Consider the following 16,687-nt stretch of genomic DNA (forward strand, 5'->3'; position numbering starts at 1 on the left):
CGGGCCCGCCCCTTCGTCGTGCGCGGGGTCAGCCGGTGGCCAGGGTGAACACGTGCAGGTCGGCGTTGCGCGGCAGCCGGACGCTCCTGACGGTCCGGCCGGCCGGGGCCGTGAACGGCTTCGTGGCGAAGACGTACGTCGTCACCGGGTCCTTGTCGGCGCCGGCGACGTTGCGGTACGGGGTCCTCGCCACGACCTCGTTGCCGTACTGGACGGTGCCGCCTGCGCCGCCGACGGTCCAGTCGGTGAAGGAGAGGTCCACGGTGTCGGTGGTGCCGTCGGTGTAGGTGACCGTGGCCGTGGCCTGCTGGTTGCCGTTGACCGCGCTGCCGAGGAAGGACAACCGGTGGGCCGGGGCGCCGAGTTCGATCGTCTGGCCGGCGGCCGAGGCGTTGTCCGGGCGGGCTGCGGGCGAGCCGGGCCAGGTGAAGGCGAGGCCGTCGAGCGTTCCCTGGCCGCCCGGGGTCAGGCCGGCCGCGGCGAGGGCCTGGCGGGAGTAGCTCCAGCCGCCGCCGTCGTAGTCGGCCTCGTCGTGGTGGCCCTCGTCGTCGGAGACGCCCGTGTTGTTGTAGGCGGCGAGCAGGCTGCCCGCGGCGGCCACGGTCAGGGAGACGGGCTGCTCGTAGGAGGTGTCGCCGGAGGTGACGGTGACCTTGGCGGTGTAGAAGCCCTGGGCGGCGTCCTGGGCCGCCGTGAGGGTGATCTCCTGGGAGCCGTCGGTGACCGAGCCCGCCGCGGGCGTGGCCGTGACCCCGGAGGAGGTCTGGACCCGGAAGCGCACCTCGGGCCCGCTGCCGCCGCCGAGCGCCAGCGCGCGGACGCCGACCTTCGTGCTCTCCCCGGGCGCGAGGGTGACCGCGGTGGGGCCGACACCGATCTGGTACGGCTGCTCGCCCTGCCGGAAGGACGGCGGCGGGAAGGACGCGCCCCAGCCGCGGTCCGGGGTGGTGGCGAGGGTGTAGTCGAGGCGGCCGCCGTCGCGCACGAAGGAGGCGGGCAGCCACGGACGGCCGGTGGTCCGCCCGTCGACCTTCAGCGACCGCACGTAGGGCGCGTCGGCCGCCGCCCCGCTCGCGTGGATGGAGATGTCGTTGCCGTGCGGCCGGTCGATCTCCACCCGCTCGAACAGCGGGGAGGCGAGGACGAGTTCGGCGCGCGAGGGCACCTGCGGGTACATGCCGAGCGCGGAGAAGACGTACCAGGACGACATCGCGCCGAGGTCGTCGTTGCCGGGGATGCCGCCGGGCCGGGTGGACCACAGCTGCCGCATCGCCGCGCGCACCGTCACTTGCGTCTTGTACGGGGCCCCCGCGTAGTCGTACAGGTAGGGGACGTTGACCGAGGGCTCGTTGTCCAGCTCGGACTTGGTGCCGCCCTCGCCGGTGAAGGCCCAGCCGCCGTCGGCCGTGTGGAAGAAGTCGTCCAGCCGGGCCAGGGCGGCCTTCCGGCCGCCCATCGCGGCGAAGAGCCCGGCGGGGTCGTGCGGGACCATCCAGGTGTACTGGGCGGCGGTGCCCTCCACGAAGCCGTTGCCGGTGTCGGGGGCGAAGCCGGTGACCCAGCTGCCGTCGGCCTTGCGGTCGGCGATGTAGCCGCCGCCGGGATCGGCCGCGATGTCGAAGTTGTTCTGCCACCACTGGGCCCGGCGGGCGAAGGCGGCCGCCGTGTCCTTGTCCCCCGCGGCCACGGCGAGCTGGGACAGGGAGAAGTCGGCGGTGGACATCTCCAGGGTCTCGGCGGCGCCGCCCCAGGCGTTGGAGACGCTGGGCATGTAGTGCAGCGCCAGGTACTTGTCGAGCGAGGGCCGCTGGCCCACCGACAGCACCGGCTTGCCGGCCGCGGACAGGTCCTGACTCGTGGGTACGGTGGCCGCCCGGACCAGCGAGTGCAGGGCGCCCTTCAGGTCGAAGCCGGTGCCGCCGAAGGCGCGAATGCCGGCCAGGGCGGTCGGCGAGGGGTCGCCGTTCATCACGTGGGTGCCGCTCGCGCCGTGCAGCCAGCGGTCCCAGACGCCGCCGTTCTGCCCGGCGAGGGTGTAGAGCGACTGGGCGATGTCGGAGCCGGTGCGCGGGTCCAGGAGGGTGAGCAGCTGGACCTGGTCGCGGTAGACGTCCCAGCCGGAGAAGGTGCCGTACTGGGCGCGGTGGCCGCGGGCCACCCGGTGCACGCGGCCGTCGCTGCCGCGGTATCCGCCGTCCGCGTCGCTGATGACGTTCGGATGGAGCAGCGAGTGGTAGAGCGCCGTGTAGAAGGTGGTGCGCTCGGCCTCGGTGCCGCCGCCGACCCGGACGGCCGCCAGCCGGTCGCGCCAGGCGCGGCGCGCCGCGGCCTCGACCGCCTCGAAGGAGCGGCCGCGCGGGTTCTCCGCGGCGAGGTTGGCCGCGGCGCCCGCCGGGCCGACGTAGGAGATGCCGACCTTGACGTTCACCGGACCGGTTCCGGGCGCGAACTCGACGTAGCCGCCCGCGCCCTTGCCCGCGACGGGCCGTCCGCCCTGCGAGAAGCCGCCGGTGCCGCCGGAGGCCTTGAGGGACCCGGGGTTCAGCTTGTCGTCCTGCCAGGTGCCGGCCGCCTTGAAGGCCCGGTCGAAGCGGGCGGTGAAGTACAGGGTGTAGTAGGAGCGCCGGCCCTCCGGGTCCAGGTAGCCGCAGAAGTTCCCGGAGGTGACGGAGCCGGAGACGGTCCGGGCCGCCGGGTCGATCGTGACCGTCGAGTCCTCGGAGCCCACCTCGGAATTCGCGGTGCGCACGAGCAGGGACGCCGGCTTGTCCGCCGGATAGGTGAAGCGGGCCGAGCCGGTGCGGGCGGTCGCGGTGAGGTCGGCGGTGACGCCGGAGGCGAGGCCGACCCTGTAGTGGCCGGGTTCGGCTCTCTCGTCGGTGTGGGAGAAGTCCGAGGCGTAGACGGCGTCCTTGGTGTCGCTCGCGGGTGAGGAGATGACCTCGCCCGCGAACGGGAAGAAGGGGATGTCGCCGCTGCCGCCCGCGCAGCCGCTGCCCGACATGTGGGTCAGGCTGAAGCCCCGGATGCGGGTGGCGTCGTACTGGTAGCCGCCGGGCGCGGAAGTGCGGGCCGCGTCGCCTCTGGTGTTCTCCGGGCTCCAGGAGAGCATTCCGAACGGCAGGACGGCACCCGGGAAGACGTTGCCGCCGTTCTTGGTGCCGATGAGCGGATCGACGTACGGGGTCGGGTCCTTGACCAGGCCGGGGGGTGCGGCGCCCGCCGCGAGGGCGGGGGTGGCGCCGCCGACCGCGAGCAGCGCGGCCAGCAGCAGGGACATGGGACGGAGACGCATGACGCGGCCCTTCCTCCTCAGGACGGGTCGCGCACCACAGGTCGCACAAGCCGCAGGGACAGTAGCGTGCGCCACCGGTAACACGGAAGACCCCGTACACCGCGGCAGACACGGGCCGGGATCACCCGGTCGAGGTACCCCAAACAGCTTGACATCGTTGTCGGTTAGCGCGGTAAAGTCATGTACAGACCACAAGACAACGTTGTCGCGCTCCCAGGGGGCGAAACCTTCCAAGGGCTCGCCACCACAAGCCAGCACCACCCGGGCAGGTGCTCAACCCCCCTCCCCTGCCCGGCTCGCGGACCCGGTGTGCACGGACACCGGGTCCGCCCGGAGCGACCCTGCAGCGTGCAGTCGGCGCATTTCTGATGTCCATCTCATGGACCAGCCATAGCCACCCGGAAATGCCAGGTGCTAGAAATGTCGCATGCCGGATCTTTTCGGCCGATTCAGGAAAATCCCTTGGCGCTCCATAGTCGGCAAGAGCCCCCGCAGCGTCGCCGGGCAGGTGTTCGTCCTGCAGGTGGCGCTGGTCGTGGTGCTCGTGGTCTGCAGCGTCATCGCGCTCGTCCTGCAATCGGAACGCGACACCACGACGGAGGCCAAGCGCCGGTCCATCGCCGTCGCGCAGACCTTCGCGCACTCTCCCGGCATCGAGCGGGCGTTGCAGACCCCTGAGCCGTCCAAGGTGCTCCAGCCCCTCACCGAGGCGGGGCGCAAGGCCGCGGGCGTCGACTTCATCGTGGTCATGGACACGAAGGGAATCCGCTACACGCACCCCTTGCCGAGCAAGATCGGCCATCGGTTCGTGGGCACCATCGGACCGTCGCTGGCCGGGAAGGTCTACACCGAGAGCGTCCACGGCCCGCTGGGCCACGAGGTGCAGGCGACCGTTCCGGTCTACGACGACCACGGCAAGGTGATCGCCCTCGTCTCCGCCGGCCTGAAGGTCAAGAACGTGACCAACGAGGTGGACAAGCAGTTGCCGATCATCCTGGCCGCCGGCGTCGGAGCGTTCGTGGTGTCGACCGGCGGGACGGCACTGGTGGGCAGGCGTCTGCGGCGCCAGACCCACAGCCTGGCCCCGGCCGAGATGACCCGCATGTACGAGCACCACGACACGGTGCTGCACTCGGTGCGCGAAGGCGTGCTCATCGTCGACGACGACGGGCAGCTGCTGCTGGCCAACGACGAGGCCCGGCGGCTGCTGGAGCTGCCCCTGGAGGCCGAGGGGCGGCCCGTGCGGGAGCTGTCGGTCCTCGACCCCGAGATGGTGGAGCTGCTGACCTCCGGGCGCGAGGCCACCGACGAGGTGCACTTCGCCGGCGGACGGCTGCTGGCGGTCAACCAGCGGCCCACGGACCGTGTGGGAGGCCCCCGGGGCACCGTGGTGACGCTCCGCGACTCCACCGAGCTGCAGGCGGTCTCCGGCAGGGCGGAGGTCACCCGCGAGCGGCTGGAGCTGCTGTACGACGCGGGACTGGGCGTCGGCACCACCCTCGACGCGATCCGTACGGCCGACGAGCTGGCGCAGGTCGCTGTCCCCCGATTCGCCGACTTCGTCACCGTGGACCTCGCCGACGCCGTGCTGCACGGCGAGGAGCCGGCTCCCACCGCGACGGACATGCGGCGCGTCGCCGTCGTCGGCATCCGGGACGACCACCCGCTCTACGAGAAGGGGCGGCTGATCGACTTCCTGCCCTCCACGCCCCAGGCCCGCGGCTACGGCGCCGGACGGTCCGAGCTGGTGACCAGCCTGGCGACCGCGACGGGCTGGCGCGCCCAGGATCCGAAGCGCGCCCAGCAGATCATCGACTTCGGCATCCACGCCCTCATCGCCGCGCCGATCAAGGCCCGCGGCGTCGTCGTGGGCATGGTCAACTTCTGGCGCTCCAAGCGGGACGCCTTCGACGAGGAGGAGCTGTCGCTGGCGGAGGAGCTGGTGGCCCGGGCCGCGGTCAGCATCGACAACGCCCGCCGGTACACGCGCGAGCACGCCGTGGCGGTCACCCTGCAGCGCAGCCTGCTGCCGCGGGCGCTGCCCGAGCAGAGCGCGCTCGACGTCGGCTACCGCTATCTGCCCGCCCACTCGGGAGTGAGCGGTGACTGGTTCGACGTGATCCCGCTGCCGGGCAGCCGGGTGGCGCTGGCCGTCGGCGACGTGGTCGGGCACGGCCTGCACGCCGCCGCGACGATGGGCCGGCTGCGCACCGCCGTGCACAACTTCTCCACGCTCGACCTGCCGCCCGACGAACTGCTCAGCCATCTGGACGACCTGGTGGGCCGCATCGACCAGGACGAGGCCTTTGCCGACGAGGCCGCGGAGATCGCGGGCGCCACCTGCCTGTACGCCATCTACGATCCGGTGAGCCGCCGCTGCGTCATGGCACGTGCCGGGCACCTGGCACCCGCGCTGGTCCACCCCGACGGCAGTGCCACCTTCCCCGACGTGCCGGCCGGGCCGCCGCTGGGCATCGGCGGCATGCCGTTCCGGACGGCCGAGCTGGAGATCCCCGAGGGAAGCCAGCTCGTCCTGTACACCGACGGGCTCATCGAGGACCGCAAGCGTGACCTGGACGTGGGCATGGAGCTGCTGCGCCGGGCACTGGAGGGGCATCCCGAGCGGCCCCCGGAGGAGAGCTGCCAGGCGGTGCTGGACGAGCTGCTGCCCGGGCGCCCCAAGGACGACGTCGCTCTGCTCATCGCGCGCACCCGGGCGCTGCCGCCGGAGAACGTCGCCGACTGGGATGTGCCGCACGACCCGGCCGCCGTGTCGGGCATGCGCCGCGCCGTGTCCGAGAAGCTGGAGGAGTGGGGCCTGGCCGAGCTGGGCTTCGGCATGGAACTCGTCCTGAGCGAGCTGATCACCAACGCCATCCGCTACGGCTCCGAGCCGATCCATGTGCGGCTGATCCGGGACCGCACGCTGATCTGCGAGGTGGCCGACGGCAGCAGCACCTCGCCGCATCTGCGGTACGCCGCGACGACCGACGAGGGCGGCCGGGGCCTGTTCCTGGTCTCGCAGATGACCGAGCGCTGGGGCACCCGGTACACGCCTCAGGGCAAGGTGATCTGGGCCGAGGTGGCACTGCCGGACCTCTCGCTGCTCCTGCCGGAGTGAGGCAGGTCAGGCGGAGCTGCCGAGCGGCCGGGAGGCCCGGCACGCGGTGACGGACGTGCTGCCGGGCACGCGTGTCCCGGGCGTCGGCGGCGTGACGGACGAGGGGAGCTCGATCGTGAACCCGGTGCGGCCCGGGGACGGGGACGGCGAAGGGCCGCACCCCCGTCGCCGGGGATGCGGCCCTGTGGCGCCGCGTCCTGCCGCCTACTTGCGGATCAGGTTGCGCAGCACGTACTGCATGATGCCGCCGTTGCGGTAGTAGTCGGCCTCACCGGGGGTGTCGATGCGGACGACCGCGTCGAACTCCACACCGGAGTCGGTGGTGACCTTGACCGTGCGCGGCGTGGTGCCGTCGTTCAGCTCGGTGACACCGGCGAAGGAGAAGGTCTCCTCACCGGTCAGGCCGAGGGACTCGGCGGAGGAGCCCTCCGGGAACTGGAGCGGCAGGACGCCCATGCCGATGAGGTTCGAGCGGTGGATGCGCTCGTACGACTCGGCGATGACGGCCTTGACGCCGAGGAGCGCGGTGCCCTTGGCGGCCCAGTCGCGGGACGAGCCGGAGCCGTACTCCTTGCCGGCCAGGACGACCAGCGGGATGCCCTGCTCGATGTAGTTGCGGGAGGCGTCGTAGATGAACGACACCGGACCGTCGGCCTGGGTGAAGTCGCGGGTGTAGCCGCCCTCGGTGCCCGGCGCGATCTGGTTGCGCAGGCGGATGTTGGCGAACGTGCCGCGGATCATGACCTCGTGGTTGCCTCGGCGCGAGCCGTAGCTGTTGAAGTCACGACGCTCCACACCGTGCTCGGTGAGGTACTTGCCGGCCGGGGTGTCGGCCTTGATGGCGCCGGCCGGGGAGATGTGGTCGGTGGTGACCGAGTCGCCCAGCTTGGCCAGGACGCGGGCACCGGCGATGTCGGTGACCGGGGCCGGCTCCATGCCCATGCCCTCGAAGTACGGGGGCTTGCGGACGTAGGTGGACTCGGTGTCCCACTCGAAGGTGTTGCCGGTCGGGACCGGGAGGGACTGCCACTGGGCGTCGCCCGCGAAGACGTCCTGGTAGGACTTGTTGAACATGTCCTCGCCGATGGCGTTGGCCACGACGTCGTTGACCTCGGCCTCGGTCGGCCAGATGTCGGTCAGGTAGACCGGCTTGCCGTCCTGGTCGGTGCCGAGGGCGTCCTTGGTGATGTCCACCTTCATGGACCCCGCGAGGGCGTACGCGACGACCAGCGGCGGGGAGGCCAGGTAGTTCATCTTGACGTCGGGGTTGATCCGGCCCTCGAAGTTCCGGTTGCCGGAGAGGACCGAGGTGACCGCGAGGTCGTGGTCGTTGACGGCCTTGGAGACCTCGTCCGGCAGCGGGCCGGAGTTGCCGATGCAGGTGGTGCAGCCGTAGCCGACGAGGTTGAAGCCGACCTTGTCCAGGTAGGGGGTCAGGCCCGCCTTGTCGAAGTAGTCGGTGACGACCTTGGAGCCCGGGGCGAGGGTGGTCTTGACCCACGGCTTGCGGGTCAGGCCCTTCTCGACCGCCTTCTTGGCCACCAGGGCGGCGGCGACCATGACGTACGGGTTCGAGGTGTTGGTGCAGGAGGTGATGGCCGCGACCGTCACCGCACCGTGGTCGAGGGTGTAGGTCGTGCCGTCGGGGGCGGTGACCTGGACCGGGTTGGACGGGGCGCCGTTGGGGTGGACGGCCGGGGCGTCGGAGGCCGGGAAGGACTCCTTGCCCGCCTCGTCGGCGGTGTCGACGTAGTTGCGGACGTCCTGCGCGAACTGCTGGGCGGCGTTCGCGAGGACGATGCGGTCCTGCGGGCGCTTCGGGCCGGCGATCGACGGGACGACCGTGGAGAGGTCCAGCTCCAGCTTCTCGGAGAAGTCGGGCTCGGCCGCCGGGTCGAGCCACAGGCCCTGCTCCTTGGCGTACGCCTCGACGAGCGCGACCTGCTGCTCGGAGCGGCCGGTCAGGCGCAGGTACTTCAGGGTCTCGCCGTCGATCGGGAAGATCGCGGCGGTGGAGCCGAACTCCGGCGACATGTTGCCGATGGTGGCGCGGTTGGCCAGCGAGGTGGCGGCGACGCCCTCGCCGTAGAACTCGACGAACTTGCCGACGACGCCGTGCTTGCGCAGCATCTCGGTGATGGTGAGCACCAGGTCGGTGGCGGTGGTGCCGGGCTTGAGCTCACCGGTCAGCTTGAAGCCGACGACGCGCGGGATGAGCATGGAGACCGGCTGGCCGAGCATGGCGGCCTCGGCCTCGATGCCGCCGACGCCCCAGCCGAGCACGCCGAGGCCGTTGACCATGGTGGTGTGCGAGTCGGTGCCGACCAGCGTGTCGGGGTAGGCCTGGCCGCCTCGGACCATGACCGTGCGCGCCAGGTGCTCGATGTTCACCTGGTGGACGATGCCGGTGCCCGGCGGGACGACCTTGAACTCGTCGAAGGCGGTCTGGCCCCAGCGCAGGAACTGGTAGCGCTCCTTGTTGCGGCCGTACTCCAGCTCGACGTTCTGCTTGAAGGCGTCGTTCGTGCCGAACTTGTCGGCGATGACGGAGTGGTCGATGACCAGCTCGGCCGGCGCCAGCGGGTTGATCTTCGCCGGGTCGCCGCCCAGCTCCTTCACGGCCTCACGCATGGTCGCGAGGTCCACGACGCAGGGCACGCCGGTGAAGTCCTGCATGATCACGCGGGCCGGCGTGAACTGGATCTCCTGGCTGGGCTGGGCCTGGGAGTCCCAGCCGCCGAGGGCACGGATGTGGTCGGCGGTGATGTTCGCGCCGTCCTCCGTGCGGAGCAGGTTCTCCAGCAGGACCTTGAGGCTGTACGGCAGGCGGGCCGAGCCCTCCACCTTGTCCAGCCGGAAGATCTCGTACGACTCGTCGCCCACCTGCAGCGTGCTGCGGGCGTCGAAGCTGTTCGCCGACACGACAGTCTCCTTCATTGATGTGCGCGTACCACCGTCCATCGTGCCGCCACGCCGGCTGGGCCGATCCACTAAGGTAAGGCTTAGTTAGGTAATCCTTAGCGAGTGGCGGCGGGTGCGGTGCGCCCGGCAGATATCTCGATGTCGAGATAACTCTAGTACATGACCGCTGAATGGTCATGCCCGACCCGGCCGCACCGCGCCCGCCGGCCTACCAGTCGCGCTCGGTGGTCATCTTGGCGGGCGCCAGGACGGTCACATGGCCGTGGCCGCCGTACACGGACCGCCTCCAGCGGGCGAACGCACCGGCGGCGCGGTTCCGCTCGCCGTCCTGCCACACGCCGTAGTCGACCCACACGTCGGCCTCGGTGCGACCGCTGTCATCGGGCGTGCGGACACAGACCCTCGAGACATGGGCGGCGATGGCGACGTCGCCCTTCGAGACACCCGCCGCCAGATACGCGCGGAATTCCCGGGTCATCGGGAACCAGCGGTGCGGACCGGCCTCCGGCACCCCCGCGCCGTCCTCCGTGGTGCCGTCCGCGGCCGGACCCTGGTCGTCGGTGGTGGTGTCCGGGAGCCCTTGGTCGTCACTCGTGGTGTCGGGGAGCCCCTGGTCGTCGGACGTCGTGTCCGGCAACTCCCCCTGGTCGTCGGACGTCGTGTCCGGGAGCTCCCCCTGGTCGTCGCTCGTGGTGTCGGGGAGCCCCTGGTCGTCGGACGTCGTGTCCGGCAACTCCCCCTGGTCGTCGTCCGTGTCCTGCGAAGGCCGCTCGACGGCGCACGCCGTGTCGACCGCGGACGGGCGCGGCGCCGGGGAGCCGGCCTTCGCGGCGCCCGCGCGGTGCGTACCGCAGGAGACAAGTGCGCAGCAGCCGACGAGCAGCGCGGCGACGAGGCGCCCGCGCGTCTTGATCCTCATGTACATCCCCCTTCGCGGACAGAGAGGGACGCGCGTGGGCCGGGGTTGCCTGGGTAACCGAGTGTCATACGACATCGGCTGATTTGCCCGAATCTCCCCAGCCACCGCCCTCCGGTGCGGCCAGGGCGCACTGACGACCCGTCACGGCCGTCACCCGAACGGACCCCCCTAACAGGCGTCATCTCATATCTGAGATAACCTCGGCCTCATGTCAGACGACTACCTCGTACGCATCGGCAAGCTCATCCGTGACGCCCGGCAACACCGAGGCTGGACACAGAGTCAGCTCGCGGAGGCTCTCGGCACCAGCCAGAGCGCGGTCAACCGCATCGAGCGCGGCAACCAGAACATCAGCCTTGAGATGATCGCCCGAATCGGTGAAGCCCTGGACAGCGAGATCGTGTCGCTGGGCTATGCGGGTCCGATGCATCTGCGCGTGGTCGGCGGCCGCCGGCTGTCCGGCGCCATCGACGTGAAGACCAGCAAGAACGCGTGCGTGGCCCTGCTGTGCGCCTCGCTGCTGAACAAGGGGCGCACCGTGCTGCGCCGGGTGGCCCGGATCGAGGAGGTGTACCGCCTTCTGGAGGTGCTCAACTCCATCGGCGTGCGCACCCGCTGGATCAACGACGGCGTCGACCTGGAACTGGTCCCGCCCGCCGAGCTGGAGATGGCCGCGATCGACGCGGAGGCGGCCGTCCGCACCCGCTCGATCATCATGTTCCTCGGTCCCCTGCTGCACCGCATGGACCACTTCAAGCTGCCGTACGCCGGCGGCTGCGACCTCGGCACCCGGACCATCGAGCCGCACATGATCGCGCTGCGCCGGTTCGGTCTGGACATCGCGGCGACCGAGGGCCAGTACCACGCGCAGGTGGACCGCACGGTCCGCCCCGACCGCCCGATCGTGCTGACCGAGCGCGGCGACACGGTGACCGAGAACGCGCTGCTGGCCGCTGCGCGGCACGACGGCGTGACGGTCATCCGCAACGCCTCCTCCAACTACATGGTCCAGGACCTCTGCTTCTTCCTGGAGACGCTCGGCGTCAAGGTCGAGGGCATCGGCACCACCACGCTGACCGTGCACGGCGTGCCGAACATCGACGTGGACGTCGACTACTCCCCCTCCGAGGACCCGGTCGAGGCGATGAGCCTGCTGGCCGCCGCGGTGGTGACCGAGTCGGAGCTGACGGTGCGCCGGGTGCCCATCGAGTTCCTGGAGATCGAGCTGGCGGTCCTGGAGGAGATGGGCCTCGACCACGACCGCAGCCCCGAGTACTTCGCGGACAACGGCCGCACCCGCCTGGTGGACCTCACGGTCCGCCCCTCCAAGCTCGAAGCCCCCATCGACAAGATCCACCCCATGCCCTTCCCGGGCCTGAACATCGACAACGTCCCGTTCTTCGCGGCCATCGCGGCGGTCGCACAGGGCAAGACCCTCATCCACGACTGGGTCTACGACAACCGCGCGATCTACCTGACGGACCTCAACCGCCTCGGCGGCCGGCTGCAGTTGCTGGACCCGCACCGGGTGCTGGTCGAGGGCCCGACCCGCTGGCGCGCCGCCGAGATGATGTGCCCGCCGGCACTGCGTCCCGCGGTGGTCGTCCTGCTGGCGATGATGGCGGCCGAGGGCACGTCGGTGCTGCGCAACGTGTACGTCATCAACCGGGGTTACGAGGACCTCGCCGAGCGGCTGAACACCATCGGCGCACAGATCGAGATCTTCCGGGACATCTGAAAGTCTTGAGAAAGACTGCTGCGGCACCCCTCCTGACCTGCATGAATGTGGGGCGGGAGGGGGATGGCGGCCCCTGTGGGACTTCTCTGTGACTTTGAGCCGGGACCGAAGGCCCGCTCTGGTGCTACGTGCGCAAGTCTGACGCATGTCGACACGGGCCAGGAGGCGCTCTCTTGGCCCCAGTGACGCTGCTGACGTTCGGGTACGGGACTGCCACCCGCGACGAGCTGACCGGACTCCTCCGCGACGCCGGCATACGGGCGGTCGTCGACGTGCGAACCGCGCCCGGCGGCCGGCACAACCCCGACGTGGGCAGGGAAGTGTCCGCGCGTGGCCGCCCGCCAGGAAGATCGAGTACCGCTGGGAGAAACGCCTGGGCGCCTTCCGCAAGACAGCACCGGACTCGCCGATGTGAACGAATCGTTCCGGGCTACGCTCCAAACGTGGCGCAGTGTCCGTCAGATCAACGTGCTCGGAAAACTGACCGACCTCGCGATCACCGCCCCGAAGCAAACCGACTGTCACGCTCCTGGGCTCTGGAGTGGCCAAGCGACAGCCGGCGCCCCCTTGCTCGAGGTGACGACTCCTGGCGCGTCGTCCGCTCGCCATGCACGAACACACCGTGGTGAGTGCGGAGCGCCACAGATGCGGAGCGCCACAGAGATGTGACCCAACGCGCGCTGTCAGTGGAATCGGCTAGCTTGTTGCGGTACCGGTTCGACAACTCTCACCCGGTGGGCCCGACAGAAGGACACACGTGCCGCAGGACCGGTGAGCCCCGTACCGGCCCCAAGGGCAACAGCTGACGCAGGCACGGGAGGTGGCCCCTAAGCGGGCCGCGGGGCGCATCTGATCGTCTGTTTACGGTTTCATGGCACACTTGGTGATCACATGACCATGTGATCCAGCAATACGACAGCCGGACGACGGGGGACGGACATCATGTCGTGGGACGAGGAATGGGCCCAGCTCAAAGCTGATGCCCTCGCCAGGCAGCCGCAGTCGGCGCACATGCAGTTGAACCAGTTGCCCGCCGATATGGGCGGTGGCGGGTCAGCCGCTGGAGCGTCCGGGCATGGAGACGGGTTTGCCGTGAACGCCAGCTCCATCGACGGCAGTTCACATCTCCTGCTCGAGATCGCGGGAGTCCTGTATGAGGGGCGCATGGACGGAGAGAACGCGACAATGTGCCGTGCTCCCCGAGCCCATCCAGGCGTAGCCTCGAACGCCGAGACGTTCGCGCGGTTCGCCCAGGACCAGTACAACGACGCGGTGGTGCTGCTGGCGGCACTGGCCGGCAAGCTCAAGTCGACCAACAACACGTACGCGGAGTACGACGACGGGGTGCGCTCCAAGCTGAACTCCGTCCTGGTGTCCGGCCGTTACACCGAACCTGGGGACCGGTGATCCGCAGTGACCCATCGCACGGACGTGGAGTTCCTGGAGGACGCGAATCCTGCGCTCATAGGGCGCAGTGCCGCGGAGTTCACGCGTTTGCAGAAGCTCATCGAGACCACTGACGACGCCTTCCGCAAGGCCGTGAAGGTGGACTGGCAGAGCGAGGCCCGCGACCTGTACGTCAAACGGCTGAAGGAGGCCAAGGAGCTCACCGACGCCCTGTCGGAAGCCTTCCGCACGGTGAGCACCGCCCTCAGGACGTACTCGGACGCGGTCACCACCGCCAAGAGCCATTACAAGAGCGGCAAGGCCACCGAGAAGAAGCTGTCCGAGGTGATGTCGCGCGAGGCCACCGCGGTCACACCGACGGCGCGGGCTGCCGAGCCCATGCGGCAGTGGGAGGATCTGCGGGCCACCACAGGGGTGCTGGACTGGTTCGCGGAGGTGACCGTTGACGTCGACGCGATACGCGAGGACGCCGAGCGGTACTACCACCAGACCAGCGACCACTACGGCGACGCCCTGCGCGTGGAGTCCGAAGCACGCGAGCAGTGCATCGCCGACATCAAGGCGGCCTACCGCTCCCTTCCTGACTTCCAGAGTCCCGTCAAGGACCCAGGACAGTTCCTGAAGAGCCTGGGGCCGCTGCTCACCGAGGCGCACCAAGCAAGCGACAACCCCTACGCGCAGCTGCCTGGCGCGGGACCGAAGGTGGACGCCATCCCCACCATGGGCGGCAACGTCGTGGCGAACGAGATCCTTTCGCGGATCGAGACCCGCATCGACGGACTGCCGAACGCCCAGGGCAACAACTACTGGATGTGGTCCAACGACGACGACAAGCGTCGCGAGTACATCTCCGCCAACAGTGAACTCATCAGGGCTGCCGCACACGATTCCGGCCTGCCGCCCGAGATGGTCGCCGGCATCGCCTGGCAGGAGGTCGAGGGCGACCCCGGCTGGCTCGACGATGCAGCCTTCGAAGGACGGAAGATCCTTCCCGGACAAGAGGACCCCGACGACACCTCGATGGGTCCACTGTCCATCCAGGTGCGCCGCGCCGCCGAGGTGCTCGGCTACGACCCGCACCACCTCACCGACATGCAGCGGGACGTCGTCGTGGGCGCCATCAAGGACCCGTCGAAGAACATTTTCATCGCCTCGGAGTACCTGGCCCAGCTCAAGGCGGAGAGCGGTTTCGCCGACGTACCGCCGGAACAGATGACCCGAGCCCAAATGCAGGAACTGGCCGCCCGCTACAACGGCGGACCCTACTACGAGGACCCGAACGCCCAGGGATACGGTCGGGGCTTCGACAGGAAACTGGACGACGCGAAAGAGGCGCTGCGGTGAGCTCAAGCGCAGATTCGACCACCGAGGTACGCGAGAGTCGACGGCCAGGGGTCTCCAGCCGGATCGGCACCGGTGTGTGCGCGGTCGTCCTCGCCCTGGCAACCTTGGTCACCGGCTACGTCGTGCTCACGGCCTTCATGGTCGAGCCAGACGGCCCCTGGGACCGACAGGCCGTCACCAACTCTCATGTCGCGGCCGGCGTCGGCTTGGCCTTCTGCTCTGTGATGGCGCTGCTGACGTGGGTATTCGTCAAGGCCGAGTGGCTCCGCAGGTGGTGGTACGCCGTCCCCGCGGTGCTGACACTCGCCGCACTGCTGCGGCTGACCCTGTTGGCGCCCAGTCTCTGATTCCGATTCAAGGGGCTGGAGTACCAGCGCATGATCATCGCCGGAGTCAGCGACGGCCTGATCCCCCGCGAGCAGGTCAACCAACTGCGCCGGTCGGACCCCGCCCGCTACCGAAGAGAGCTCCAGCGGGCGCGATCCCTGGTCTTCGTGGCGGCGACCCGGGCACGCGACAGCCTGGACATCTTCTGGCATGGCACTCCCAGCCCCTTCTTGCACCCCCTGCTCGCCTGAGCGGGTGTGTCTGGGGACAGACCCGGCAAGCTGTTCACAACGCGCAGCCGAAGCGTGGCTGTGCGTCGGTGGACTGTCTCTGGGACTCTTCTGGGACTTCCGGCTGCATCAACGGGGACGAGCGTGAAACAGTCGAAAGGTCGTTCGCGCAGGTCAGCGACCCGCGACCACTCATCGAGGCCGGTCACGGCTTCCGCTAGTCCCTTCCGGGACATCTGAAAGTTCTCAGAAAAAGGCGCCCGTCACGTCCCTACCAACCTGCATAAACGCGCGGCGAGACGGGACGTGGTGGCGCCTGTGGGACTTCTCTGGGACTTTCGCCGGGACCGAAGGCTCCCGGCCGCCGTGCATTCCACACGATGCGTCACCGGAAAGTTGTCGCATGACGACGGAGTGGAAGAAGCACCGGTTCAGATGGCGTTCATCGATCCTTCGAGTGGGCTGCTGGGGGGTCCTGGATGAAGCGCTCCAGGTACTGGATCAGCCGGTCCTTGTAGGCGAGGAACGCCTCGACCTCGATGTCGTGCAGGTCGATGGTGCGCTGGAGCGAGCCCATGAAGGCACGGGCGTTGTCGGCGAGGTCGGTGAACCGCGCCGTCACCGCCTCCGGGTCGGCGGGCCGGCTCCCCGCGTCCAGGGCGGCGTACACGTCCTCCGGCCGCAGATGCACCGCGAACCGCTCCTTGGCGGCGAGGAACGCCCGCATGACCTGGCGGTAGAGGGGGGCGTTGGGGGCGGTGAGGTGGGCGAACGCAGAGTAGTCGCTGGAGGTCATCCCGGCACATTCTTCCACCGCGGTCCCGAGCTCACGTGGGAGTTGCGAACACGCACTCCGCCCAGACCGTCTTGCCCGGACCTCCCGGCCGGAGGTGCCAGCCCCAGCAGGTGGCGAGACCCGCGACCAGCAGCAACCCTCGGCCGCTGGTGTCCTCTGGGCCGGGGGCGGGCAGCGCGTCCGGTTCGGGTGGTGTGCATTCGGTACGGGTGTCGGTGACCTCGATCCTGACCGTGCGGGCGGGTTCGCTCACGTGCAGGAGCAGATGGAAGTCCCGGCCGGGGACATGGCTGTGCCGTACCGCGTTGGCGGTCAGCTCACCGAGGACCAGCACGATCTCCTCGTGCGGGTCGGTGCCGTACGGGATTCCCCAGGCGTCCAACCGGTGTGCGGCCAGTCGGCGGGCGAGGCGGGCACCCCGTGGGGTGGAGGTGAAACGCATCTCGAAGGCGCGGCTCAAGTCGTCGCCGGGACACGTGCGTTGGGAGGCGCTGATGGGGCTGGGGAGTTGGCTCGTCATGCCGACAACGGTGTCTTCGGTCGCGTAGCGTGACCAGTGGTGACGCACCGACGCGGCCCGTTGTACGC

Annotated in this window: 10 protein-coding genes and 1 pseudogene; 6 read left to right on the forward strand and 5 right to left on the reverse strand. The window is 69.7% G+C overall.

Going from position 1 to position 16,687, the window contains the following annotated elements; all coding sequences use genetic code 11:
- Positions 1 to 28: 28 nt before the first annotated feature.
- Positions 29 to 3,295 carry a GH92 family glycosyl hydrolase gene (locus ACFZCP_RS10765; RefSeq protein ID WP_391426001.1) on the reverse strand — a complete coding sequence of 1,089 codons (3,267 nt, stop codon included), beginning with the start codon at positions 3,293 to 3,295 and terminating at the stop codon, positions 29 to 31.
- A 427-nt stretch (positions 3,296 to 3,722) separates the two neighbouring features.
- On the opposite strand from ACFZCP_RS10765, the gene ACFZCP_RS10770 reads away from it, so the two are divergent.
- The gene (locus ACFZCP_RS10770; protein WP_391426003.1) at positions 3,723 to 6,416 is read left to right on the forward strand and encodes a SpoIIE family protein phosphatase; all 2,694 of its coding nucleotides are present in this window, start codon (positions 3,723 to 3,725) and stop codon (positions 6,414 to 6,416) included.
- Positions 6,417 to 6,620: 204 nt separating this feature from the next.
- Here the strand turns inward: ACFZCP_RS10770 and acnA are convergent, their stop codons facing one another.
- The gene (gene acnA / locus ACFZCP_RS10775) at positions 6,621 to 9,338 is read right to left on the reverse strand and encodes an aconitate hydratase AcnA (protein WP_391426005.1); all 2,718 of its coding nucleotides are present in this window, start codon (positions 9,336 to 9,338) and stop codon (positions 6,621 to 6,623) included.
- A 208-nt stretch (positions 9,339 to 9,546) separates the two neighbouring features.
- Entirely contained in the window at positions 9,547 to 10,257 is a 711-nt protein-coding gene (locus ACFZCP_RS10780) for a hypothetical protein (RefSeq protein ID WP_391426007.1), read from the reverse strand.
- A 208-nt stretch (positions 10,258 to 10,465) separates the two neighbouring features.
- Here ACFZCP_RS10780 and ACFZCP_RS10785 point away from each other — a divergent pair, with 208 nt between their 5' ends.
- The 5 genes and pseudogenes from ACFZCP_RS10785 to ACFZCP_RS10805 form a co-directional block, all read left to right on the forward strand.
- On the forward strand, positions 10,466 to 11,995 hold the full coding sequence (locus ACFZCP_RS10785) for a UDP-N-acetylglucosamine 1-carboxyvinyltransferase (RefSeq protein ID WP_391426009.1): 1,530 nt from the start codon (positions 10,466 to 10,468) through the stop codon (positions 11,993 to 11,995).
- 1,092 nt (positions 11,996 to 13,087) lie between these two features.
- Positions 13,088 to 13,402 carry a hypothetical protein gene (locus ACFZCP_RS10790; RefSeq protein WP_391426011.1) on the forward strand — a complete coding sequence of 105 codons (315 nt, stop codon included), beginning with the start codon at positions 13,088 to 13,090 and terminating at the stop codon, positions 13,400 to 13,402.
- A gap of 6 nt (positions 13,403 to 13,408) precedes the next feature.
- Positions 13,409 to 14,746: a hypothetical protein gene (locus ACFZCP_RS10795; RefSeq protein WP_391426012.1), complete on the forward strand. Its 1,338-nt coding sequence runs from the start codon at positions 13,409 to 13,411 to the stop codon at positions 14,744 to 14,746.
- Positions 14,743 to 15,093, forward strand: coding sequence for a hypothetical protein (locus tag ACFZCP_RS10800; protein WP_391426014.1), 351 nt, complete (start codon positions 14,743 to 14,745; stop codon positions 15,091 to 15,093). Before ACFZCP_RS10795 ends, ACFZCP_RS10800 begins: the two co-directional genes overlap by 4 nt.
- A pseudogene (locus ACFZCP_RS10805) lies at positions 15,094 to 15,324 on the forward strand (3'-5' exonuclease); the annotation flags it as partial.
- Between the two features lie 421 nt (positions 15,325 to 15,745).
- Here ACFZCP_RS10805 and ACFZCP_RS10810 read toward each other — a convergent pair.
- Positions 15,746 to 16,099 (reverse strand): DUF2397 family protein, encoded by a 354-nt coding sequence (locus ACFZCP_RS10810; RefSeq protein WP_391426016.1) that lies wholly within the window; start codon positions 16,097 to 16,099, stop codon positions 15,746 to 15,748.
- A gap of 31 nt (positions 16,100 to 16,130) precedes the next feature.
- Complete coding sequence (locus tag ACFZCP_RS10815) at positions 16,131 to 16,619, reverse strand: ATP-binding protein (RefSeq protein WP_391426018.1); 489 nt, start codon at positions 16,617 to 16,619, stop codon at positions 16,131 to 16,133.
- Positions 16,620 to 16,687 lie beyond the last annotated feature (68 nt).

The organism is Streptomyces sp. NPDC007971, assembly GCF_042958635.1.
In the GTDB taxonomy this organism is placed as follows: Bacteria; Actinomycetota; Actinomycetes; order Streptomycetales; family Streptomycetaceae; genus Streptomyces.

Coding starts and splice junctions, on each gene's coding strand:
- ACFZCP_RS10815 (WP_391426018.1), bottom strand. CDS start 16,619: ATGACGAGCCAACTCCCCAGCCCCATCAGCGCCTCCCAACGCACGTGT.
- ACFZCP_RS10765 (WP_391426001.1), bottom strand. CDS start 3,295: ATGCGTCTCCGTCCCATGTCCCTGCTGCTGGCCGCGCTGCTCGCGGTC.
- ACFZCP_RS10780 (WP_391426007.1), bottom strand. CDS start 10,257: ATGAGGATCAAGACGCGCGGGCGCCTCGTCGCCGCGCTGCTCGTCGGC.
- ACFZCP_RS10770 (WP_391426003.1), top strand. CDS start 3,723: ATGCCGGATCTTTTCGGCCGATTCAGGAAAATCCCTTGGCGCTCCATA.
- ACFZCP_RS10785 (WP_391426009.1), top strand. CDS start 10,466: ATGTCAGACGACTACCTCGTACGCATCGGCAAGCTCATCCGTGACGCC.
- ACFZCP_RS10810 (WP_391426016.1), bottom strand. CDS start 16,099: ATGACCTCCAGCGACTACTCTGCGTTCGCCCACCTCACCGCCCCCAAC.